The organism is Methylobacterium sp. Leaf466, from assembly GCF_001425565.1.
Lineage (GTDB): Bacteria > Pseudomonadota > Alphaproteobacteria > Rhizobiales > Beijerinckiaceae > Methylobacterium.
This window is the reverse complement of sequence record NZ_LMRC01000008.1, coordinates 24,544-45,832: the sequence shown is the minus strand read 5'-3', so window position 1 is coordinate 45,832 and position 21,289 is coordinate 24,544. Positions and strand designations below refer to the sequence as shown.

At 72.5% G+C, this 21,289-nt stretch carries 20 protein-coding genes; 9 read left to right on the top strand and 11 right to left on the bottom strand.

Annotation, left to right across the window (positions count from 1 at the left end):
• The first annotated feature begins 13 nt into the window (after positions 1-13).
• The 8 genes from tmk to ASG59_RS05440 all read left to right on the top strand — a co-directional run bounded on the left by tmk (position 14) and on the right by ASG59_RS05440 (position 6,488).
• The gene (gene tmk / locus ASG59_RS05475; protein WP_244475634.1) at positions 14-694 is read left to right on the top strand and encodes a dTMP kinase; all 681 of its coding nucleotides are present in this window, start codon (positions 14-16) and stop codon (positions 692-694) included.
• Positions 684-1,748: a DNA polymerase III subunit delta' gene (locus ASG59_RS05470; protein WP_055881865.1), complete on the top strand. Its 1,065-nt coding sequence runs from the start codon at positions 684-686 to the stop codon at positions 1,746-1,748. Before tmk ends, ASG59_RS05470 begins: the two co-directional genes overlap by 11 nt.
• An 81-nt stretch (positions 1,749-1,829) precedes the next feature.
• Positions 1,830-3,398, top strand: coding sequence for a methionine--tRNA ligase (gene metG / locus ASG59_RS05465; protein ID WP_156399116.1), 1,569 nt, complete (start codon positions 1,830-1,832; stop codon positions 3,396-3,398).
• A 50-nt stretch (positions 3,399-3,448) separates the two neighbouring features.
• Positions 3,449-3,733 carry a BrnT family toxin gene (locus tag ASG59_RS05460; protein WP_056407393.1) on the top strand — a complete coding sequence of 95 codons (285 nt, stop codon included), beginning with the start codon at positions 3,449-3,451 and terminating at the stop codon, positions 3,731-3,733.
• Positions 3,687-4,016, top strand: coding sequence for a BrnA antitoxin family protein (locus ASG59_RS05455; RefSeq protein ID WP_244475633.1), 330 nt, complete (start codon positions 3,687-3,689; stop codon positions 4,014-4,016). Before ASG59_RS05460 ends, ASG59_RS05455 begins: the two co-directional genes overlap by 47 nt.
• A gap of 267 nt (positions 4,017-4,283) precedes the next feature.
• Entirely contained in the window at positions 4,284-5,075 is a 792-nt protein-coding gene (locus ASG59_RS05450) for a TatD family hydrolase (RefSeq protein WP_056407389.1), read from the top strand.
• 94 nt (positions 5,076-5,169) lie between these two features.
• Complete coding sequence (locus tag ASG59_RS05445) at positions 5,170-5,553, top strand: nuclear transport factor 2 family protein (protein ID WP_056287005.1); 384 nt, start codon at positions 5,170-5,172, stop codon at positions 5,551-5,553.
• A 131-nt stretch (positions 5,554-5,684) separates the two neighbouring features.
• Positions 5,685-6,488 carry an MBL fold metallo-hydrolase gene (locus tag ASG59_RS05440; RefSeq protein WP_055881881.1) on the top strand — a complete coding sequence of 268 codons (804 nt, stop codon included), beginning with the start codon at positions 5,685-5,687 and terminating at the stop codon, positions 6,486-6,488.
• Here the strand turns inward: ASG59_RS05440 and ASG59_RS05435 are convergent.
• The 10 genes from ASG59_RS05435 to ASG59_RS05390 form a co-directional block, all read right to left on the bottom strand.
• Positions 6,472-7,557: a hypothetical protein gene (locus ASG59_RS05435; RefSeq protein WP_056407387.1), complete on the bottom strand. Its 1,086-nt coding sequence runs from the start codon at positions 7,555-7,557 to the stop codon at positions 6,472-6,474. The two genes, ASG59_RS05440 and ASG59_RS05435, sit on opposite strands and share 17 nt — an antisense overlap.
• Before the next feature lie 18 nt (positions 7,558-7,575).
• A complete protein-coding gene (locus ASG59_RS05430) occupies positions 7,576-8,703 on the bottom strand; it encodes a glycosyltransferase family 2 protein (RefSeq protein ID WP_056407385.1) in 1,128 nt (375 codons plus the stop codon).
• A 78-nt stretch (positions 8,704-8,781) separates the two neighbouring features.
• Complete coding sequence (locus ASG59_RS05425) at positions 8,782-9,633, bottom strand: SGNH/GDSL hydrolase family protein (RefSeq protein ID WP_244475632.1); 852 nt, start codon at positions 9,631-9,633, stop codon at positions 8,782-8,784.
• A gap of 399 nt (positions 9,634-10,032) precedes the next feature.
• Complete coding sequence (locus tag ASG59_RS05420; protein WP_156399115.1) at positions 10,033-13,185, bottom strand: efflux RND transporter permease subunit; 3,153 nt, start codon at positions 13,183-13,185, stop codon at positions 10,033-10,035.
• A 101-nt stretch (positions 13,186-13,286) separates the two neighbouring features.
• Entirely contained in the window at positions 13,287-14,333 is a 1,047-nt protein-coding gene (locus tag ASG59_RS05415) for an efflux RND transporter periplasmic adaptor subunit (RefSeq protein WP_244475631.1), read from the bottom strand.
• Positions 14,334-14,446: 113 nt separating this feature from the next.
• Positions 14,447-16,333 (bottom strand): adenylate/guanylate cyclase domain-containing protein, encoded by a 1,887-nt coding sequence (locus tag ASG59_RS05410; protein ID WP_156399114.1) that lies wholly within the window; start codon positions 16,331-16,333, stop codon positions 14,447-14,449.
• Positions 16,334-16,388: 55 nt separating this feature from the next.
• Positions 16,389-16,916, bottom strand: coding sequence for a FecR domain-containing protein (locus tag ASG59_RS05405; protein ID WP_056287056.1), 528 nt, complete (start codon positions 16,914-16,916; stop codon positions 16,389-16,391).
• 94 nt (positions 16,917-17,010) lie between these two features.
• The gene (locus tag ASG59_RS05400) at positions 17,011-17,694 is read right to left on the bottom strand and encodes a Crp/Fnr family transcriptional regulator (protein ID WP_056407382.1); all 684 of its coding nucleotides are present in this window, start codon (positions 17,692-17,694) and stop codon (positions 17,011-17,013) included.
• Positions 17,695-17,813: 119 nt separating this feature from the next.
• On the bottom strand, positions 17,814-18,047 hold the full coding sequence (locus ASG59_RS05395; protein WP_055881906.1) for a hypothetical protein: 234 nt from the start codon (positions 18,045-18,047) through the stop codon (positions 17,814-17,816).
• Positions 18,048-18,310: 263 nt separating this feature from the next.
• Positions 18,311-19,057 carry a glucose 1-dehydrogenase gene (locus tag ASG59_RS05390; protein WP_056287062.1) on the bottom strand — a complete coding sequence of 249 codons (747 nt, stop codon included), beginning with the start codon at positions 19,055-19,057 and terminating at the stop codon, positions 18,311-18,313.
• A gap of 108 nt (positions 19,058-19,165) precedes the next feature.
• Here ASG59_RS05390 and ASG59_RS05385 point away from each other — a divergent pair, with 108 nt between their 5' ends.
• Positions 19,166-19,519 (top strand): helix-turn-helix domain-containing protein, encoded by a 354-nt coding sequence (locus ASG59_RS05385; protein ID WP_055881913.1) that lies wholly within the window; start codon positions 19,166-19,168, stop codon positions 19,517-19,519.
• 18 nt (positions 19,520-19,537) lie between these two features.
• On the opposite strand, the gene ASG59_RS05380 is transcribed toward ASG59_RS05385, so the two are convergent.
• Complete coding sequence (locus ASG59_RS05380; RefSeq protein ID WP_056407380.1) at positions 19,538-21,127, bottom strand: ATP-binding protein; 1,590 nt, start codon at positions 21,125-21,127, stop codon at positions 19,538-19,540.
• Positions 21,128-21,289: the final 162 nt, after the last annotated feature.

Sequence of the window (21,289 nt, the reverse complement as noted above, 5' to 3'; positions counted from 1 at the left end):
CCCGGGCGCCTTCATCACCTTCGAGGGCGGGGAGGGCGCCGGCAAGTCGACCCAGATCGGCCTGCTCGCCGAGCATCTGCGCCTGCGCACGCCCCGGCCCGTCCTCACCACCCGCGAGCCCGGCGGCTCGCCCAAGGCGGAGGCCCTGCGCGAGGCGCTCCTGTCGGGCATCGCCAAGCCGCACGGCGCCTTCGCGGAGGCGCTGGTGTTCTACGCCGCCCGCATCGACCACCTCGACACCCGCATCGTGCCCGCCCTCACCCGCGGCGAGATCGTCCTATGCGACCGCTTCATCGATTCGACGCGGGCCTACCAGGGCGCCGCCGGCGGGGTCGATCCCGGCCTCATGGCCAGCCTCGAGCGGGTGGTGGTCGGCGACATCCGTCCCGACCTCACCCTCGTGCTCGACCTCGACCCGCGGATCGGCATGGAGCGGGCCAAGGCGCGGGCGGAGGCGAGGGCGGGCGAGGCCGCGGCCCCCGACCGCTTCGAGGCCGAGGCGCTCGACTTCCACCACCGCCTGCGCGCGGCGTTCCGCGCGATCGCCGAGGCCGAGCCGGAGCGCTGCGTCCTCATCGACGCCGGCCAGGACACCGATACCGTGGAGGCGACGATCTGGTCGGCGGTGAGCGAACGCCTGCCGCGCCTGTTCGCCGCCGACCGGCCGCAGGGGACGCACGACGATGCCGCCTGAGCGCAGCGCCGAGACGCTCGAGCCCGGCGACCTACCCGACATTCCGCGTCCGCGCGAGCAGACGGCACTGGTCGGCCACGGCGAGGCACAGGCCGCGATCGCCGCGGCGATCGGCTCCGGACGGCTGCACCACGCCTGGCTGATCGGCGGCCCGCGCGGCATCGGCAAGGCGACCCTGGCCTACCGGGTGGCGCGCTGGCTGCTGGCCCATCCCGAGGCGGGGCCGGTGCCGGACGACCTCGAAGTGCCGGCCGGCCACCCGGCGGCCCGGCAGGTGGCGATCCTGTCCCATCCCAACCTCAAGGCCCTGCGGCGGACCAAGCCCCCCGGCGCCAAGAGCCTTCCGACCAAAATCTCGGTGGATGCGGCGCGCAAGGCGCTGGAATTGTTCGGCGCCACCGCCGGCGGTGCCGGCTACCGCATCTGCATCGTCGACAGCGCCGAGGACCTCAACGCCAACTCGGCCAATGCGCTCCTCAAGATGATCGAGGAGCCGCCGCCGCGCTCGCTCTTCCTCGTCGTCAGCCATGCGCCGGGCCGGCTCCTGCCCACCATCCGCTCGCGCTGCCGCGCCCTGAGCCTGCGTCCCCTCGGGGCGGGGGAGGTGGCGCAGGTGATCGGCGGCTTTCCCAACCCCTTCGTCCAGCCCGAGCCCGCCGCCCTGGCCCGGGCCGCCTCCCTCTGCGAAGGATCGGTGGCGCGGGCGGTGGCGCTGCTCGACCCGGCCACCGCCGGCCTCGTCACCGAAGTCGAGACCCTGCTCGCCCGCCTCGACCATCCCGACTGGCGCCGCATCCTGGCGCTGGCGGACAAGCTCGCCGGCCGCGACGCCGACGACCTGTTCGCGGCCAGCCTCGACACGGTGTTCCGCTTCGTCTCGGACGAGTTGCACCGGCGCCGGGACGAGCCCCCCGCGCGGCTGGCCGCCCTGGTGGAGGTTTGCGACGGCATCGCCCGCGCCGCGGCCGAGGCCGCCACCTACAACCTCGACCGCAGGCCGCTGGTCCTGTCGCTGTTCGGCGATCTCGCCGCTTCGATGCGCACGCCGGCTTGACCGAGGGCGCGGACCCGCGCAACCCATCGGGACGATTCCATGCACCTCTTCCCTGAACCCGCGTCTCCGGGGGACCTCGACGTGACAGACCCGGCAGCCCCAAAGACCTTCGGCATCACCACCGCGATCTCCTACCCCAACGGTGCGCCGCACATCGGCCACGCCTACGAGGTGATCGCCACCGACGCCATCGCCCGCTTCAAGCGCCTCGACGGCTTCGAGGTGCTGTTCTCCACCGGCACCGACGAGCACGGCCTCAAGATCCAGCAGACCGCGACGCGGGCCGGGGTGAGCCCGCGCGAACTCGTCGACGACATGGCCGCGCGCTTCAAGGCCATGGCCGATGCGCTGGACTGCAGCTTCGACCGCTTCATCCGCACCACGGAGGCCGACCATTACGCGGCCGCGCAGGAATTGTGGCAGCGGATGGAGGCCAACGGCGACATCTACCTGTCGAAATACGCCGGCTGGTACTCGGTGCGCGACGAGGCCTATTACGCCGAGGACGAACTCGAGACCGGCCCCGACGGCACGCCCGTGGCCAAGGCCACCGGCACGCCGGTGACCTGGATGGAGGAGGAGAATTTTCTTTTTCGTCTGTCCGCGTATCAGGACCGGTTGCTCGCCCTCTACGAGAGCCAGCCCGACTTCATCGGCCCTGAGACCCGCCGCAACGAAGTGGCGAGCTTCGTGCGCTCCGGCCTCAAGGACTTTTCCGTCAGCCGCACCAACTTCGATTGGGGCGTGCCGGTGCCGGGCCACCCCGACCACGTGATGTACGTGTGGGTCGACGCGCTGACCAACTACCTCACCGTGACCGGCTTTCCCGACGAGGCCGACGCGCGCAAGAAATTCTGGCCGATGGACCTGCACGTGATCGGCAAGGACATCGTGCGCTTCCACGCCGTGTACTGGCCGGCCTTCCTGATGTCGGCGGGCCTGCCGCTCCCCAAGCGCGTGTTCGGCCACGGCTTCCTGCTGACGCGGGGCGAGAAGATGTCGAAGTCGCTCGGCAACGTCGTCGACCCCTTCGACCTGATCGCCACCTACGGCGTCGATGCGCTGCGCCACTTCGTACTGCGTGAGGTGCCCTTCGGCGGCGACGGCAACTACAGCCACGAGGCGATCATCGCGCGCTACACGGCGGACCTGTCGAATGGGCTCGGCAACCTCGCGCAGCGCTCGCTCTCGATGATCGCCAAGAACCTGTCGGGCGTCGTCCCGGAGCACGGCGAGTTCACGGACGAGGACCGTGCCCTCCTGGGGCTGGCCGACGCGCTGCCGGGCACCGTGCGGGGCGCGATGGACAAGCTGGCGCTGCACACCGCGCTCGGCGAGATCTGGGCGGTGGTGACGGCCTCCGACCGCTATTTCGACGCGCAGAAGCCCTGGGTGCTGCGCAAGACCGACCCGGCCCGGATGGGCGCCTCGCTCTACGTGGTGGCCGAGACCCTGCGCGCCATCGGCATCCTGGTGCAGCCGTTCATGCCGGGCTCGGCGGCAAAGCTCCTCGACCTGCTCGGCGTGCCACCCGAGCGGCGCCTGCTCGCCGATGTAGGGGAGGGTGGGCGGCTGGTGCCGGGTACGGCCCTGCCCGCGCCGAGCGGGTTGTTTCCAAGGTTCGTAGAGCCGGAGGCGTCCGCAAGCTGATTTCGAAACACCGTCTTCCAGGCGTTACGTCTTGTGGTTACATGTGAACCATGGGGTTTCAGTGGGATGCCAGGAAGGATGCGGCCAATCAGGCCAAGCACCTCGTCGGCTTCCAGCAGGCCGCTGAGATCTTTCGGGGCTTCAGGTTGGTCCGCGAGGACATCCGCCGCGACTACGGCGAGCGTCGCTTCATCGCCCTGGGCCAGTACGACGAGGCGGTGCTGCGTGTCGTCTACACGCAGCGCGGCGGAGACATCCGCATCATCTCAGCATGGAAGGCAGGTCGTGATGACCGGGAAGCATACATCCAAGCGCGAGACGCTGGTCCGGTTTGACGAGTTCGACGCGATGCCGCCGGCGCCGCCGCTGAGCCCTGCCTTCAGGGCGCTCACGGACGAGGACGCCGAAGCGCGGGCTGCAAGTGACCCGGATGCCGGGACGATCCCGCCCGGCTTCTGGGACACGGCGCAACCCGTCGGAGCCGAGACCAAGGAGCAGATCACCCTGCGGCTCGACCCCGACGTGTTGCGGCACTTTCGAAGCCAGGGCAAAGGTTACCAATCCCGCATCAACGCGGTGCTCAAGAGCTATGTGAAGGCGAAGGAGAGCGCGCGTTAGACATCGCCCTTACCGGCCCGGACTCGACGTGCCGGGCGCGGATATCGGCCAGCGCCCTGCATCGACCCGTGCTCGGGACGTCATGGATATGCCGGAATGGATCGCACTTTCTCTCGGCGTCCTGGCCGGGATCGTCGTCGTAGGAGGGGCATTGACCGGGGCGCTATGGCCGCGCCGTCACCGGAGGCATAGTCGGCTCCATCCGCCTTCAGGCCGCGAAGACCCGCACGACTTTTCGTAGGCTCACCAAGGAACACCCCGCTCCGTATGCTCATCGACAGCCACTGCCACCTCGACTTCCCCGATTTTTCCGCCGACCTGCCCGGCGTGATCGCACGCGCCAAAGCCGCTGGCGTGAGCGGGATGCTCACCATCTCCACGCGCATCGCCAAGACGAAGACCTACGAGGCGCTGTCCGAGGCGCATCCCGAGATCTGGCACACGGTGGGCACCCACCCGCACGGGGCCGGCGAGGAGCCGGACGTGCCGGCGGCCGAGATCGTCGCCCTGACGCGCCACCCGCGCTGCATCGGGATCGGCGAGGCCGGGCTCGACTACCATTACGCCGACGCGGCGCCGCAGGCCGTGCAGGAGCGGGTCTTCCGCGCGCATATCGCGGCGGCCCGCGAGACCGGGCTGCCCCTCGTCATCCATTCGCGCGACGCCGACGCGCAGATGGAGGCGGTCCTCGTCGACGAGATGGGGCAGGGCGCCTTCAAGGCGGTGCTGCACTGCTTCTCGTCCGGCGCGCGGCTGGCGGAGGTCGGCGTCGAACTCGGGCTGTTCGTGTCGTTCTCCGGCATCGTCACCTTCCGGCGCTCGCACGCGCTGCGCGACATCGCGGCACGGGTCCCGCGCGACCGGCTGCTGGTGGAGACCGACGCGCCGTTCCTGGCGCCCGAACCCCATCGCGGCCGCACCAACGAGCCGGCCTACACCGCCGACACGGCACGCTCCCTGGCGGGGTTCCTCGACCTGCCGGTCGAGGCGTTTTCCGCCCTCACCACGGCCAATTTCCATCGGCTGTTCGACAAGGCCGTGCCGGCGGCGGGTCGGTAGGGCCTGGATGCGGGATCCGGCCGTGGGTTCATCGCTTATGTCGGCCGGACCGGTCCCGTCGTCGCAGACCGACCGATCGCATGAGAGGGATGAGATGACGGACCTCGTGCGCAACAAGGCGACCGTGATCGCCTTCTACGCGTTGATGTTCAACGATGGCCGGCCGCGCGAGGCGATCGAGCGCTACGTCGGCGACGACTACGTTCAGCACAATCCGCATGTGCCGACGGGCAAGGACGGCTTCATCGCGTATTTCGAGCGCATGGCGCGCGAATGGCCGGGCAAGCGGGTCGAGGTGAAGCGCGCGGTCGCCGAAGGCGACCTCGTCGTCCTGCATTGTTTGCAGCACTGGCCGGGCGATCACGACTACGCGGCGATGGACATCTTCCGGCTCGATGAACGCGGCAGGATCGTCGAACATTGGGACGTGCTGCAGATCCTGCCCGACACCTCGGCCCATCCGAACGGGATGTTCTGACATGTCGGGGCCGGACGCGCATCGTTCGGCAGGCTCGTGTTTTCGCGGCGACCGAACCGGGACACGACCGATGGGCGGGGGGAGGTGACACGCCCTTGCCCGCTCCGTTACGAACGGGCCGGGAGGTGCCGATGCGCTCGCTGAGCTTGACGATCTTGGGGTGCGGCTCGTCCGGCGGCGTGCCGCGGGTGGGCTACGGCTGGGGGGCCTGCGATCCGGCCGAGCCGCGGAACCGGCGCCGGCGCTGCTCGATCCTGGTGGAGGGGCGGGGGGATCACGGCACCACCACCCTCCTCGTCGACACCTCGCCGGACCTGCGCGAGCAGCTGCTGGCGGCCGAGGTCCGCCGCCTCGACGCGGTGCTGTTCACCCATGCGCACGCCGACCACACCCACGGCATCGACGACGTGCGGCCGCTGGTCATCCACATGCGCCGGCGCATCCCGGTCTATGCCGACCCCGAGACCCGCGCGCTCCTGGAGATGCGGTTCGGCTACTGCTTCGCGAGCCCGCCCGGCAGCGAGTATCCGCCGATCCTCGACATGAACGACCTGGCGCCGGGCGAGCCGGTCTCGATCCGGGGGGAGGGCGGCGCCATCACGGCGGCGGCCTTCGGGATGGAGCACGGCCGCGAGAGCGCCCACGGCTTCCGCTTCGGCCCGATCGCCTATGCCCCCGACGTCAGCGTGATGCCCGAGGCGAGCAAGGCGCAGCTCCAGGGCCTCGACCTCCTCGTCATCGACGCCCTGCGCGAGACCCCGCACCCGACCCATTATTCGGTCTCGGACGCGCTCGCCCTGATCGAGGAGGTGCGCCCGCGCCGGGCGGTGCTGACCAACCTCCACACCGACCTCGACTACGCGACGCTGGCGGCCAGGCTCCCGCCGCACGTGGTGCCGGCCCACGACGGGCTGCGGATCAGCGTCGACCTGTGAAGGCGGCCCGCCACAGGTCGGCGAGGGCGGCCGGCGCGAAGGCGAGGCCGGCCAGGACCAGGGGCGCCACCAGGAGCCCCCAGTAGAAGTTCTCGGGCCGGCCGAACGCCAGGAAGGCGCCGGCGTAACCCCACAGCAGCAGCGCGATGCGGTTGCCCAGCGGCGCGGCCCAGGCCGCCCAGCCGAGGAGACAGACCGGCACCAGCACGCCCGCGGCGGCCAGCGGCAGGAAGGCGAGGGCGGTGCAGTTGCGGATCGTGGTGACGACGAAGGGCCAGCCCGCCGCCCGCAGCCAGCCCTGCGAAGCGAGATCGGTGGGCAGGATCGCGGCCGCCACCATCGCGGCATGGGCCGCCAGCAGGCCGCAGGCCGTGAGGATCGCCAGGAACCAGGCGAGGGCCTCGCGCCGGTGGCCCTCGAGGGCGGCGAGCACCGCCATCACCAGGAGGTAGGGCAGGGCGATCTCGCGGATGGCGACGGCGAACAGGCCGACGAGGAGGCCGACCCCGTAGCGCCGCGGCGAGCGGCAGGCGAGGGAGAGCACGATCAGCACCGCCGCCCAGGCCTCGTGCCAGACCACGAAGACGGGCAGCAGCGCGAAGCTGATGCCCACCGCCACGAGGGCGAGGACGACGATCCAGCGCCGCCCGCCGGGCAGCGCCGTCTCCAGGCGCCGGGCGAGCACCACCAGGGCAACCGCCACGAGGAGGGCGAGGAGGAGGCCGGCGCCGGCCATCCCGAGACCGGCCTGGAGGGTGGCGAGGGTCGGCGGGCGCACGGTGACGAAGGGCTTGAGCGGGTAGTCGCGCAGCCGGTGCTCGGCCACGGCGGCGGCGTAGTACCCCTCCCCGCCCGCGACCCGCGCGGCGATCGCCCCGTAGAGGGCGGCGTCCGAGGCCTGGGGGTCGTCCCCGGTTGCCGCCAGGGACGGCGGCAACGGCGGGGCGAGCCCCGGCACCAGCCCGATCGCCGCCCCGTAGAGCATCAGCGCGGCGAGGCCGGCGAGGACGAGGCGGGCGGCGGCGGGCGGCCAGCCGGCGAAGCGTGTGACGAAACCGGAGGGCCTCATCGCGTCACTTGCGCCGGATCATTTGCGCCACGTCACGACCGAAGAAGCCGCAAAATTCCACACCGAGCCGATCACCGCCCCGGCCACGCCCGACAGCCACCAGCTCTGGTCGGCCTCGTAGATCAGGCTGCCGACCCCGACGTTGGCGGCGGCCCCGACGAGGCAGACCGCGTAGAAGCTGAGGAGCCCGGTGACGAAGGCCCAGCCGCGGCGGCGGCGGTCGCGATAGGTGAAGACGTTGTTTAGGGCGTAGTTGAAGGTCATGGCGGCCCCCACCGCGAGGCCCTGCGCCACCACGAAGGCGGCGAGCCCCGTGGCCAGCACGAGCCCCAGCACGCCGAGGTGGACCCCGAGGCCGAGGCCGCCCACCATCAGGAACAGGATCAGGCGCACCGGCACCAGGCGCCCCACCGTCTTCTCCAGGAGGAGCGTGAGGTATTCCGTCGCCACCATCAGGTCGAGCTTGCTCTCGCCCACCGTGCGGTTGCGGAAGACGTAAGGCAGTTCGACCACCCGCAGCGGGCGCGGCGCCGAGGCGACGATGTCGAGGAGGATCTTGAAGCCGATGCCGGAGAGCCGGGGCAGGGCCTCCTCGAAGGCGCCGCGCGCGATCACGAAATAGCCGCTCATCGGGTCGGAGAGCGGGGTCGCCAGGAGGCGATGGGCCAGCGCGGTGGCGAGGCCGCTGGCCGCCCGGCGCTCGGACGACCAGTCGCCGAGTCCCCCGCCGGCCGCGTGGCGGGAGCCCACCGCGAGGTCGTGGCCGTCCTCGGCCACCGCCGCGTAGAGGCGCGGCAGCAGGGTCTCGTCGTGCTGGTGGTCGGCATCGATCACCGCGAGGACGGGAGCGGAGGTCGCCAGCATGCCCTCGATCACCGCCGAGGCGAGGCCCTGGCGCCCGACCCGCTGCAGCACCCGCACACGCAGGTTGGTGCGGCCGATCTCGCGGATGAGACGGGCGGTACCGTCCTGCGAATCGTCGTCGACGAAGATCGCCTCCCAGACGATGCCGTCGAGGACGGCGTCGAGGGAGGCCAGGAGCGAGACGACGTTGCCGGCCTCGTTGCGGGTCGGAATGACGACCGCCAGGGCGATCGGCGCATGCACGCCGACCATGCGGTCGGCGACGATGGGAGCCTGGAGCATCGGACCATCCCGATAAAGATGCCCCGGGGCACCTTGAGATCGAGCCGACGGTCTAGCCGCGACCGGTTAAGAATTCCGTCAGGGCCTGGGCGCGGTGGGCGCGAGGCCGGCCTGGGTCAGGATCTGGACGCTGGCGGCCTTGGCGAGGCGGTCGTAGCCGGCGTCGGTCATGTGCAGCCCGTCGGGCCCGATCATCTGGGTCGGGGTCAGGAGGCCCTTGGCGACCCAGGTCTGCATCAGGGCGTGGCGGCGGATCACCGGCACGCCGAGTTCCTCGGCCAGGGCGTGGAGGGCGGCGCCGTAGCGCTCGGCGCCGTCGATGCCGCTGAGGCGCCGGCACCATTGCTGGTCCATCAGCACCACGTCGGCGCCGGTGGAACGGATCGCCGCGATGCCGTCGCGGGTGAGCTTGGCGAAGCGCTCCACGGAGACGCCGGTCATCGGGTCGTTGCTGCCGGTCTGCCAGATCACCAGGGTTGGGCGCTCGGCGAGCACGTCGCGCTGGAGGCGGCGGGCCATGGCCTCGGCGTCGTCGCCGCCCTTGCCGCGGTTGATCATGGTCACCGCCGGCCGGCCCGCGACGCCCAGGCGCAGGCTCTCGGAGAGGTCGCGCTGCAGCAGCGCCGGATAGGTCGAGGCCGGGGAGGAGGCGCCGATGCCCTCCGTGGACGAGGAACCGAAGGCGACGATGCGGACCTCGCCGCCCTCGGCGAGCCGGGCGGCCAGGCGCGGCAACCCCGTCGCCACGGTGACGGCGGCCGGCGGGGCCACCGGTTCGGCCCGCGCCGGAGTTCCCGATCCGGGTATTCCGAGACAGGCCGCAGCCAGACCGACGGCGGCCAGGAGGCGGGAGCGGGACGGGAGGCTCGGGCAGGGGCGGGGCATGAGGCTCGGCTCGGTCGCGGCGGTCCGGCGGGTGATCACGGACACCGCCTTCCCTTTGGAGGACGATTATGACGATTGCGCGATCATGTTAAGGGCATCCCACACCCAATGGAACGGCCGCGCTTCGACCGGCCGTATCTGCATCCGTGGTGAATCCAGCCTGGACGGGGATGGTGAATCCTTGTGGAGCGGTCCGGTCTACGAGGGGTAAGCCTCCGACGGAAGGCACGGCCCAACCGAGAAGGTCGTTCACAAGGAGCGCATCGGGCAGGAAAGTCCCCTTCCCCCAAGTACCTAGCGTCTCCATGTTCCATAATATATCTTATGCGAATAGCGGACCATGGCGACGGCGGGGGTCCGGGGGGGCGGCCTGCCGCCTCCGGATCCGACCCCCTCCGGCTCCGCGACGGCTGGCTAAGCGCCGTCCGAGGGCCTGGATGATCGTCATCGGGGCAGGGGCACCGGATCGGTGGCAGCCCCCCTGCCCCCGGCGAACCGCGCGAACCTGAGCGCCAGCGTCGGCAGGATCATCAGGTTGAGGATCGTCGAGGTGACGAGGCCGCCGAGGATCACCAGGGCCATCGGCCCCTCGATCTCGCGGCCGGGCTCGCCCGCCCCCAGCGCCAGGGGCAGGAGGCCGAGGCCCGTCACCAGGGAGGTCATCAGGATCGGCACCAGCCGGTCGGCGGCGCCGTCGATGGCGGTGGCCAGCGTCCAGGCCCGGCCCTCGATCGTGACGAGGTGTTCGTAGTGGGAGATCATCATGATGGTGTTGCGCAGCGAGATGCCGAACAGCGTCACGAAGCCGACGATGGAGCCGAGCGACAGCACGCCGCCGCTCGCGGCGACCGCGAGCACGCCGCCCACGAAGGCGAAGGGCAGGTTGACGAGCACCAGGAGGAGGTTGCGCACCGACCCGGTGACGACGGCCAGCAGCATCAGGATGCCGAACCCGGCAAAGCCAGAATAGAGCAGGAGGTCGCGCTGGGCCCGGTCCTGCACCTCCGCCGACCCCGAGTAGCCGAGGTAGACGCCGGGGGGCAGGGCGACCTCGCGGGCGATCTTGGCGCGGACCGCCGCCATGACGGCGGCGACGTCCCTTCCCTGCACGTTGGCGGTGACGGTCTGGACCCGCTGGGCGCCCTGGTGCTGCACCTGGTAGCGGCCCGAGGTCGCGTAGATGTCGGCGACCTGGGCGAGGCTGACGTAGCGGCCGTTGGGGGTGCGCAGGGGCAGCTCGCCGAGGCTGCCGGGGCGCCCGCGCGGCTGGGCGGCCAGGATGACGAGGACGTTGAAGACGGCGTTGCCCTCGTAGGTCTGGCCGACCACGTCGCCCTGGTAGGCGGTGCGCACCGCCTCGAGGACGTCGACGGCTTCGAGCCCCCAGTGGCGCAGGTCGTTCGGGCGCAGGGAGACGTTGACCTGGGGCAGGCCCGGGGGGGCGCTGCGCTGGACGTCGGTGGCGCCCGCGACCTCGGCGACCTCGCGGGCGATGTCCGCCGCCGCGGTCTCGATGCGGGTCAGGTCGTTGCCGAACACGCCGATCACGATGGGGGCGCCGGCGCCCGAGACGGTCTCCTCGATCCGCTCGGTGAGGAAGGTCTTGAGCGAAAAGGCGGCACCGGGGAAATCGGCCAGCACGGCGCGGATGCGGGCCTCCACCGCCTTCTGCGCCGCCCCCCCGAGACCGGGGTCGAGGTCGATGTGGATCTCGCTGTAATGGGTGCCGGCGGTGTCCTGGCCGGCCTCGGCCCGCCCGATCTGCGAGGCGACGGCGCGGATGCCGGGAATCGCCTTGAGGGCGGCGGTGATGCGGGTGCCCAGCCGCATCGATTCCTGCAGCGAGGTGCCCGGCGCCCCGGCCATGTGCAGGATCAGGTGGCCCTCCTTCAGGTCGGGCAGGAAGGTGCTGCCGAAGCCCGGCACCAGGGCGGCGCCAGCCAGCGTCAGGACGACCGCCAGGGCGACGACGGCGGCCGAGACCCGCTCGATCCCTGCCAGCGACCAGGCGTAGGCGGCGCGCGACCAGCGCATCACCGGCGGGTCGCCGGCCTGGGCCCCATCGCGCCCCGTCAGGAGCAGCATCGCCAGCGCCGGGGTCACGGTGAGCGCCACACCCAGCGAAGCCACCACCGCCAGGATGTAGGCGAGGCTCAACGGCCCGAACAGCCGGCCGGCGATGCCGGACAGGGCCAGCACCGGCAGGAACACCAGCAGCACCGCGAAGGTGGCGTAGGCCACCGCGGTGCGCACCTCCAGGATGGCGTCGATCACCACCCTGCCCTCCTCGCGGGGACGGCCGAGGCGGCGGTTCTCGCGCAGGCGTCGGACCACGTTCTCGACGCCGATCACCGCGTCGTCCACCACCTCGCCGATGGCGATGGCGAGGCCGCCCAGCGTCATGGTGTTGAGGCTCTCGCCCATCGCCTGCAGCGCCAGCACCGCCGCGATCAGCGAGAGCGGGATCGCCACCGCGCTGATGACGCAGGTGCGCCAGTCGTAGAGGAACACGAACAGCACGATCACCACGAGGATGCCGCCCAGCCCCAGGGCCTGGAGCACGTTGGCGTTGGCCAGGGTGATGAAGGCGGCCGGCTTGAACAGGTCGGGGCGCAGGGTGACGCCCTCGCGCTCCAGGGCGGGGGCGAGTTCGGCCAGGGCCGCCTCGACCCTGGCGGTGACCTCGCGGGTGTTGGCGCCGTACTGGGCGCCGACCATCACGAGGACGCCGGGCACCCCGTCGACCAGGGCCGCGCTGATCGGCGGCTCGCCGGCCGCGACCACGTCGGCGACGTCGGCCAGGCTCACGCTGGCGCCGCCCTCGTTGACGAGCACCGTGCGCCCCAGCGCCTCGGGGCCGAGGGATTGGCCCTCGGTCTGGAGGGTGACGCGCTGGTTGGCCGTATCGAGGAAGCCCGCCCCGCGCACGCCGGTGGCCTTGCGGGCGGCGGCGAGCACGTCGTTGATGCCGATGCCGAACCGGATGAGGTCGTGGGGCCGGACCTGGATCTGGAGCGAGCGCACCGCCCCGCCGTAGACCGAGACCTCGGCGATGCCCGGCACGGCCAGCAGCCGCAGGCGCAGGGTCCAGTCGGCGAGCGTGCGCAGTTCCATCGGCGAGCGGCCGGGCGCCGTCATCCCGACGAGGAGGACCGTGCTGGTGGCCGAGGTCAGGGCGGTCATGGCCGGGGCGCGCACGCCCTGGGGCAGGCGGCCGGCCAGCGCCGTCAGCCGCTCGGTGACGAGCTGGCGGACCCGGTAGATGTCGCTGCCGGCCCGGAAGGTGGCGGTGATCACCGAGAGGCCCTGGATCGAGTTCGAGCGCAGGGTGACGAGGCCGGGCAGGCCGTTGACCGACACCTCGATCGCCTGGGTCACCAGCACCTCGACCTGCTCGGGGTCGAGGCCTGGCGCCTCGGTCTGGATCACCACCGAGGGCGGCGCGAACTCCGGGAAGACGTCGTACTTGGCGTCGCCGAAGGTCGCCACGCCGAAGCCGGCCAGTGCCAGGGCGAGGGCGAGCACGATGCCGCGAAACCGCACGGCGAAGGCGACGAGGGCGGCCTGGGGACCCGAGGGCAGGGTGTCCTTGGTCATACGAAATCCGTTTGGTGGCTTCGCCATGCGGATGTCGGCGTCGCTCAGGCGCCCCGCGGGCTTGGTGATACGGGTCCCGCTTGATCCAAGCGGGAACCGTGTCAGTCGTTGTCCACGCCGCCGGAGACCTGGAGCTGGGCCTTCATCTCCTCGGACAGGAGCGCCTGGGCGCCGCGCAGGACGATCTCGGTGCCGCCGGGCAGGTCGTCGACCACGTAGGCGTCGTCGGCCATCACCGGATCGGCCTTGAGCGGGTGGCGGACGTAGGCGCCCGGCTGCACCGCCCGGTAGACCCAGGTGCCCCCGCCCCAATGCACCACCGCGTCCTCGGGCACGCTGATGCCGGTGACGGTGCGGTCGCCGGCCAGGAACACGAGCATGCTCATGCCCGGCAGGAAGCCGCTGTTGCCGGGCACGGTGTAGAAATAGCTCAGGCCCTGGATGCGGGCGTCGGTGCGGGTGGCCGGCGAGACGTAGGCGAGGGCGACCCGCGCGCTCTGGGGCGGCACCTCGGCGAAGGCCGCCGCGGGCGGACCCTTCAGGGTCTCGCCGGGGGGCAGGGTGACCTGGACCAGGAAGTCGCTGCGCTCGATCAGCCGGGTGACCGCGGCGCTGCGCTCGACGATGGCGCGGCCAATCACCGGCCCCCACTCCTGCTGGGCGGTGGCGCTCAGCGTGCGCACCTGCGATTCCGCCGCCGCCAGGGAGGCGACGTCGGTCTGGAAGGTGCCCTCGGTGGTCTCGACCTGCACGGTGGTGGCGTAGGGCCCCAGCGTCTTGGCCCGCTGCGAGGCGCTGCGCGAGACCTCGACCTTGGCCTGCGCCGTCTGCAGCTGGGCCCTGGCGGTGGCATAGGCGTTGGTGAGCTCGGTGACCCGGGCGAGATCGAGGACGCTGCCGTAGGCCTGCAGCTCGGCCCGGTGCGCCAGGGCCGGCACGACGCGGGTCTCGATGCCCACCAGTGCCTGCTCGGCCGGCTTGAGGCGCACCACCATGCGCCCCTCCTCGGCGGCGACCCGCTGGGCCGGCAGGTGCGGGCGCTCGGGCGGGGGTGGATCGGCGAGGGCGTGGAGGCGCGCCAGGGCGGCCTCGCGCAAGGGGGGATCGACGATCAGGACGGTCAGGCCGACCGCCGGCACGAGGGCCAACAGACCCCGGAGCCATCGCGTTGCGCGCGCCGCCACTCGTCACCCTCCCCCGAGGCTCGTTGCCGTCTGCATGTCCGATAGCGCGTCCGGGGGCGAACCGATACCGGCGGGCCTCACACGGGCGCGCCCAGGCAGTGCACCGTGATCGGCCGGGCCCGCCCGCGCACCGCCCGGGCGGTGAGCACGGGCGGCTCGGGCAGGGAGGAGGGCCGGTGGAGGGCGGCGATGAGGTCGCCGGTGAGCACGATCGGGGCACCCTCGGCCTTGGCGATGTCGAGGAGCCGGCTCGTGACGTTGACGGTGTCGCCGGTGGCGGTGATGTGCTGGTTGCGCGTGCCCCCCAAGCGCGAGACCACCACCGGACCGGAGTGGACACCAATGCGGACGCCCCCCTGCCCCGGCCCGATCTCGCGGTCGAGCCAGGCCGCCAAGCGGGCGGCCAGATCCCGCGCGGTGGCGAGCGCCCGGTCGGGGTCGTCCGGCCGCGCCTCGGGCAGGCCGAACAGGATCATGGCGCCGTCGCCCATGAAGCTCGTCACCGAGCCGTCGCGCAGGGTGGCGGCATCCTCGACGATGTCGTGCATGTCCTTGAGGAGCGCGCGGGTCGAGGCCGGCCCCAGGCGCTCGGACAGGCCGGTGAAGCCCGAGAGGTCGACGAACAGCACCGCGGCCGCCTGCTCCACCGGCACGACGAGGAAGTCCGGCTCCCGCGCCAGCCGGGCGGCGACCGCCGGGGGATGGAAGCGCAGGAGCGCGTCGCGGTCGCGGGTCAGCCGGACGGCCTGGCGCCGGTCGAGCCAGAGCCGGGCGCCGAGGTAGGCGAGCACCGGTACCGCGACGGCGGCGAGCGGCAGCGCCAGGCTCAGCCAGATGCCGTAGGCGAACAGCCCCGTCACGGCTCCCGCCGTCAGAGCGACGAGGAGGCACGCGAGGCCGAGGCCGAGGGCGACGCGCCGGAAGGCGACGAGCAGGATCGCCAGGGCCGGCAGCAGCAGGGCGATGCCCGCGTCGATGCGCCGGACGGTGGCGGTGCGCACCAGCGCATCGCCGGCGGTGAGATGCGCCAGGGCGGTGGCCAGGATCTCGACCCCCGGCAGCACCCGGTCGAAGGGAGTCGGCAGCACGTCGCCGCTCCCCGGGCTGGTCGCCCCCACGAGGACGAGGCGGCCCCGCAGGCCGACGCCGCCCGCCCGCCCCTTGACCACGTCGGCGGCGCTCACGGTGCGCACGGTCCCCTGCGGCCCGTAGAAGCGCAGGGCGAGGCTCGCCCCGACGTCGAGGGGAACGGTGAGCCCGCCGAGGGTGACGGCGTCCGGCCCGAAATCCGGGTCGCGCCCGGCGGCCAGCGCCGCCAGCCGCAGCGGCAGCGACGGCTGCAGTTCTCCCTCCGCCACCACCAGCAGGGGAACGTGGCGGGCGATGCCGCCGTGGTCGGTGGCGACGTTGACGAGGCCGAGGCCGGCCGCCTGCGAAAACCTGTCGGCGGGCCGCAGCAGGCGCTCGGCGACGGGCAGGTTCGCGAGCGCACCGGCTCTGGCGCGGGCCTCGTCGCCGAGGCGCGGGAACAGGGCGGCCATGGCGATCACCGCCCGGGTCTCGGAGAAGGCGGCGGCGAGATCGGCGTCGTCCCGTTCGGTGCCGGCGGCCACGAACAGGACGTCGACCCCGATCGCCCTCGCACCGGCCGAGGACAGCGCCCGCAGCAGCCGGGCGACATAGGCCCGCGGCAGGGGATAGGCGCCGGCGGCCGCGATGGTGGCATCGTCGATGGCGACGACGACGACGTCGGCCGGGGCCGGCCGCGGCCCGGCGACGAGGAAGCGCAGGTCGGCCAGCGGCGCCTCGATCCGGTCGAGGAGGCTCGCCTGCCCGCGCAGGTGCGGCAGCACCAGGGCGAGGCTCCAGGCGAGGCCGAGGCCGAGCGCCGCCAGCAGCAGCAGCCCCCCGCCCCGCTCCGCCCCCCGCATCAGGACGAGGTCCGGGTCGGGTTTCCCCCGCAAGCACGTCCGTCCGCGAAAGCCCGGTGGATCGACGCACTCATGCCCATTGGAGCCCTCACCGGCCGAACCGGGCGAGCAGATGCAGGGCGCGCTCGCGCGGCCATTGCCGGACCGTCAACCCGCCGGTCGATTCGACATCGACCCCGTCGCCGGGGCCGAGGGTGACGCTCGAACCCTGCGGGAGGCTCGAACCCTGCGGCCGGGAGACGGCGACGCGGCCGGCGCGCACGAACACCGCGGTGGCCCGGCCCGTGACGTCCACCGCCCAGGTGGTGCCGCGCACCGAGGCGATGGCGTGGGGGGTGAGGACCTGGAAGCCGTTGCGGCGCCCCGGCGGGACCTCGATCAGGATCCCCCGCCCCCGCAGCTCGGCGCCGACGGGGCGCCCTTCGCGCTCGATCAGGCGATAGTCGGCCTGCTTCTCGGCGGTGACGGTGAGCCCGTCGGCGCAGGCGAGCACCTCGCGCGGCGGATCGGTGAAGGCGGTGGTGCGGCAGCCTTCAGCCGAAGCCCCTCCCACGCCGGCCAGCAGCAGGGCTGCGGCCAGGATGGGCACGGCTCTCATCGATCGATCGACCGTCATGGTTCTCCGTCTCCGGCGCCGGCCGCCGAACGCGACAGCGGTCCCGGGCCGACCGTGGCCCGGATGCCGACTAGGCGCTGAGCGCATCCGCACGTCACGATCCGTCCGAGGGTCCCGCCAGGCGGGCGAGCGCATCCGCGTCGCGGATCAGGATGCGCCCGCGGCCGAGCGCGATCAATCCGGCCCGCTTCCACACCTGGAGCTGGCGGTTGACGCTCTCGCGGGTGGCGCCGACGAATCCGGCCAGGTCCTCCTGCGACACCGCGATCTCCGTGCCGAAATCCTCGGCCAGACCGATCAGGCGGCGCACCAGGCGCCGGTCCAGGGGAAGGAAGGCGGCCTCCTCGGCCTGCTCGCTCATCCAGCGGATGCGCGCGCACAGGAGCTCGATGACCTGGATCGCCAGTTCGGGGCGCCGGGTGAGGAGGGCGAGGAGATCGCCGCGGCGCACGACGAACAGGTCTGCCGCCTCGCTCACCACGGCGGTGGCGGTGCGCGGCCGGCCGTCGAGGAGGGCGACCTCGCCGAAGACGTCGCCGGCGCCGAGCACGTTGAGGGTGCGGCGCTGGCCGTCCCCGGTCGCCGCCACGATCCGCACCTGGCCCCGCCGGATGGCGTAGAGGGCGTCGCCGGGGTCGCCCTTCAGGAACAGGGTGCGGCCGGCCTCGAAGCCGCGGGTGAGGCAGAGGCCGGCGATGGCCGCCACCGCCTCGGGCCCGAGGCTGGCGAAGAACGGATTGACGGACAGCAGGCGAGCGAGATCGCCCGGTTCCCTCATCGCGGCCCCCTCCCCTCGCGGAGTGGCGAGAAGAGCATGGCCGTGGCAAAGGCGCCAGCGGACTCGAGGCTATCGCGGCGGCCCTCGCGTACGGACGCGGGACGTTTAGCCTGAGCGGATCAGCGGATGCGGCCGGGACGGGCCGGCTCGAACACGATCCGGCGGTGGAAGGCGCACCAGCTCTTGCCGTCGGGCACGGGCGCGCCGCAGCATACGGCCTGGTCGTTGGGCTCGCCGATGATGAACTTGCAGACGAACGCGCCCGATTGCGCGAAGGGCACGCGCAGGTCGGCGGACGGTTCGGCGATGGCATCGGCCTCGCCGATCTGGGATAGGCGGACGAGTTGGTTCATCGATATCAAGACTCGTGGAGGCCAGGGCTCGCGCGGGGGCAAGCAGGGCCCGGCCTGTGGATAACGGCGTCGCGTCCCCACGGATCGCCCCGACGGCGGGGAGCCGTCGTCGGGGCGATCCGAAGAGATCCCAAGCCCGGACCGATTCGGCCCAGGACACGGCAACGTCATGCGTTTGTTGTATCTGGGGTTCTTGACTCGGCAAACAAGTGCCCGTGCGCCGGTGTGCTGCAGCGCACAGACCCGTCGCGGGTCGTCGGCCCTCAGCGAATGCCGCCGCTGGCGGTGATCTCCTCGCCGGTGAGCCAGCGGGCCTCGTCGGAGGCGAGGAAAGCCACGACGCTGGCGATGTCGTCGGGCTGGCCGGAGCGGCCGAGCGGCGTTTGCGCGACGAGACCCGCTTCCATCTCCGAGCCGACGATGCCCGCCGCATGGGTGCCCTCGGTGACCACGAAGCCGGGGCTGACCACGTTGACCCTGATCCTGCGCGGCGCCAGTTCGTTGGCGAGCACGCCCGAGATCGCGTTCACGGCGCCCTTGGTCCCGGAGTAGACCGAGGCGGCCGGCGTATTCACGCGGGTGATGGCCGAGGAGATGTTGACGATGCTGCCGCCCTCCCCGAGGTGCCTTGCGGCCGCCCGGGTCGCCAGCAGGACGCCGAGCACGTTGACGTCGAAGAGCCGCCGGTAGTGCGCCTCGGTCACCTCCTCGATCGCCGAGAATTCGTAGACCCCGGAATTGTTGACCAGCACGTCGAGGCGGCCGAACGCCTCGACCGCCGCCTCGATCAGCGCTTGCGCCTGCGCCGCCTGCGAGACGTCCGCCTGGACCGCGACGGCCCGGCCTCCCGCCGCGGTGATGGCGGCCACCACGGCCTCCGCCCCCGCCTTGCTCGAGGCGTAGTTGACCACCACCGCCGCGCCGTCCTTCGCCAACGCCCTGGCGATGGCCGCGCCGATCCCCTTCGATGCGCCGGTCACCACGGCGACCTTCCCGTCGAGCTTCGACATCCGTGCTATCCTTCGACCCTGGGCCGGCACCGGGATGGTCGCCGCTAGTCCCATAGTTCAGGACTTCGGAACTGAAGACGCGCAGATCAAGCCCCCATTTGGACGATCATGAGGCCGCTGTTTCATCCCCCGATCGAGGACGTTCCGCCCAACGCGATCCTGCACGCGCTGTCCGATCCGAACCGGGCTGCGATCTTCGCCAGCATCATGGGGGCGGGCTGCGTCGAGGCGTGTTCGGCGCTCGCCGCGGTGGGGGACCGGGTGATTCCGAAGTCGTCGCTGTCCACCCACTTCAAGGTGCTGCGCGAGGCCGGCCTGATCCGCTGCGAGCGTCACGGCGTCGAGATGCGCAACCACTCGCGCCACGCCGAGGTCGAGGCCCGCTATCCGGGCCTCCTGTCCGCGATCGTCAGGGCCTACGCGTCGAGCGGCTGCGAGGGCGCGACGAGCGCCGGCTCCTGAGGCCGTGGCGGGCGGGCCCTATTCCGCCGCGAACAGGCCGAAGCCCTCCGGCGGCACCGCCTTGCCTTCACGGGCCAAACCCTTGACCTCGCTCGGCGGCGCCTTGGGGTCACCGGGCGATGCCTTGGGATCGCCCGGCGCGGTCTCGCAGCCGAGCCCCGGCAGGGCGACGACGCGGTTGCCGCGATAATCCATGCGGCAGACGATGGTGCCGCGGGTCTCGATGTAGCTGAGCAGGCGCCGGGCCCGGCCGGGCGAACGGCTGCCGATCGCCCGGGCCAGGGCCTCGTCGCCCGGGCAGGGCTCGGCGGCCAGGGCCGCGCGGGCGAGCAGAAGGAACAGGCCCTGGACCTCGTCGGGCAGGGCTGCGGCCACGCTCCGCGCCTCTTCCCAGCGGGCATCGGCCTGGGGATCGACTCCGGCGGCCTCCTCGTCGACGCCGGCCCGTGCGACGCCCAGGCGCCGGCGGAAGGCCGAGAGGGTGATCGCCTCGCCGTCGAGGCCCCGCATCCGGCAGCGTACCAGAAAGTCCTGGTAGACCACCGCCACCGGCTGGCCGGCGGCATCGCGGTCGTCGGCGATGCCGCGCAGGACCGCCTCGATCCCCTCGCGGATCTCGGCCTCCGACAGGGTCGGCGCCGCCTCGACGGGCTCGGGCCGGTGGCGGCCGAGTTCGCGCATCAGCTCGGCCGGCGTGGTGCGCGGCGTCGGCGTCGCCCGCGGGGCCGGCGTCCAGGCGGCGGGCTCGTCGTCGGCGCGGGTCAGGATCAGGGCGCGCAGATCGGCGGTGGCGGCCTGCGGCAGCGGGATCAGGGTCGGCGAGCCGGCCCGGCTTCCGGTGAAGACCGGGCCGATGCGCAGCGCCAGGGGACGCCGGCTGAGGGCGGGCCCGAGGGCCACGAATTCGCCGCGCGCCAGGTCGCGGAAACGCTCGGCGCCGCGCCGGTCGAGGCCGAGCAGGTCGGCGGCGCGTGCCATGTCGATGTCGAGGAAGGTGCGGCCCATCAGGAAGTTGGTGGCCTCGGCGGCCACGTTCTTGGCGAGCTTGGCCAGGCGCTGCGTCGCGATCACCCCGGCGAGCCCGCGCTTGCGGCCGCGGCACATCAGGTTGGTCATCGCCCCCAGCGAGGCCTTGCGCGCCTCGTCCGAGACCTCGCCGGCGGCGGCCGGCGCGAACACCTGGGCCTCGTCGACCACCACGAGGACGGGATACCAATGGGCGCGCTCGGCCTCGAACAGGCCGCCGAGGAAGGCGGCCGCGGCCCGCATCTGCGCCTCGGCGTCGAGGCTCTCCAGATCGAGCACCACCGAGACCCGGTGCGCGCGCACCCGCGCGGCGATGGCCTGGAGATCGGACTCGCCATGGGCGCCGTCGACCACGACGTGGCCGTGCGCGGCGGCCAGGGTGACGAAATCGCCTTCCGGGTCGATCACCACCTGCTGCACCGCGCCGGCACTCTGTTCGAGCAGACGGCGCAGGAGGTGCGACTTGCCCGAGCCGGAATTGCCCTGGACGAGGAGGCGGGTCGCGAGCAGCTCCTCGAGGTCCATGAGGGCGGGTTCCGCGCCCGCGCCGAGGCTGACGCCCATCTCGATGCCGACCGTCATCACCGCTCCGGTTGCCCGCCAAGTCCGGTTGCCCGCCAAGTCCGGTTGCCCGCCAAGACGGGGACACGGGGGATCGCCGCGATCCCTCGCCCGCGCAGTCTAGCACGCGGGCCGCGTCGGCGGACGGGCGGCGCGGCCGGGCATCCACAGGGCTTCGGCCGC

Bases quoted from the DNA above. Each gene is read 5' to 3' on its own strand.
- ASG59_RS05470 (WP_055881865.1), top strand. From the start codon at position 684: ATGCCGCCTGAGCGCAGCGCCGAGACGCTCGAGCCCGGCGACCTACCC.
- ASG59_RS05460 (WP_056407393.1), top strand. From the start codon at position 3,449: ATGGGGTTTCAGTGGGATGCCAGGAAGGATGCGGCCAATCAGGCCAAG.
- ASG59_RS05455 (WP_244475633.1), top strand. From the start codon at position 3,687: ATGACCGGGAAGCATACATCCAAGCGCGAGACGCTGGTCCGGTTTGAC.
- ASG59_RS05450 (WP_056407389.1), top strand. From the start codon at position 4,284: ATGCTCATCGACAGCCACTGCCACCTCGACTTCCCCGATTTTTCCGCC.
- ASG59_RS05445 (WP_056287005.1), top strand. From the start codon at position 5,170: ATGACGGACCTCGTGCGCAACAAGGCGACCGTGATCGCCTTCTACGCG.
- ASG59_RS05440 (WP_055881881.1), top strand. From the start codon at position 5,685: ATGCGCTCGCTGAGCTTGACGATCTTGGGGTGCGGCTCGTCCGGCGGC.
- ASG59_RS05435 (WP_056407387.1), bottom strand. From the start codon at position 7,557: ATGAGGCCCTCCGGTTTCGTCACACGCTTCGCCGGCTGGCCGCCCGCC.
- ASG59_RS05430 (WP_056407385.1), bottom strand. From the start codon at position 8,703: ATGCTCCAGGCTCCCATCGTCGCCGACCGCATGGTCGGCGTGCATGCG.
- ASG59_RS05420 (WP_156399115.1), bottom strand. From the start codon at position 13,185: ATGACCAAGGACACCCTGCCCTCGGGTCCCCAGGCCGCCCTCGTCGCC.
- ASG59_RS05405 (WP_056287056.1), bottom strand. From the start codon at position 16,916: ATGACGGTCGATCGATCGATGAGAGCCGTGCCCATCCTGGCCGCAGCC.
- ASG59_RS05400 (WP_056407382.1), bottom strand. From the start codon at position 17,694: ATGAGGGAACCGGGCGATCTCGCTCGCCTGCTGTCCGTCAATCCGTTC.
- ASG59_RS05395 (WP_055881906.1), bottom strand. From the start codon at position 18,047: ATGAACCAACTCGTCCGCCTATCCCAGATCGGCGAGGCCGATGCCATC.
- ASG59_RS05390 (WP_056287062.1), bottom strand. From the start codon at position 19,057: ATGTCGAAGCTCGACGGGAAGGTCGCCGTGGTGACCGGCGCATCGAAG.
- ASG59_RS05385 (WP_055881913.1), top strand. From the start codon at position 19,166: ATGAGGCCGCTGTTTCATCCCCCGATCGAGGACGTTCCGCCCAACGCG.
- ASG59_RS05380 (WP_056407380.1), bottom strand. From the start codon at position 21,127: ATGACGGTCGGCATCGAGATGGGCGTCAGCCTCGGCGCGGGCGCGGAA.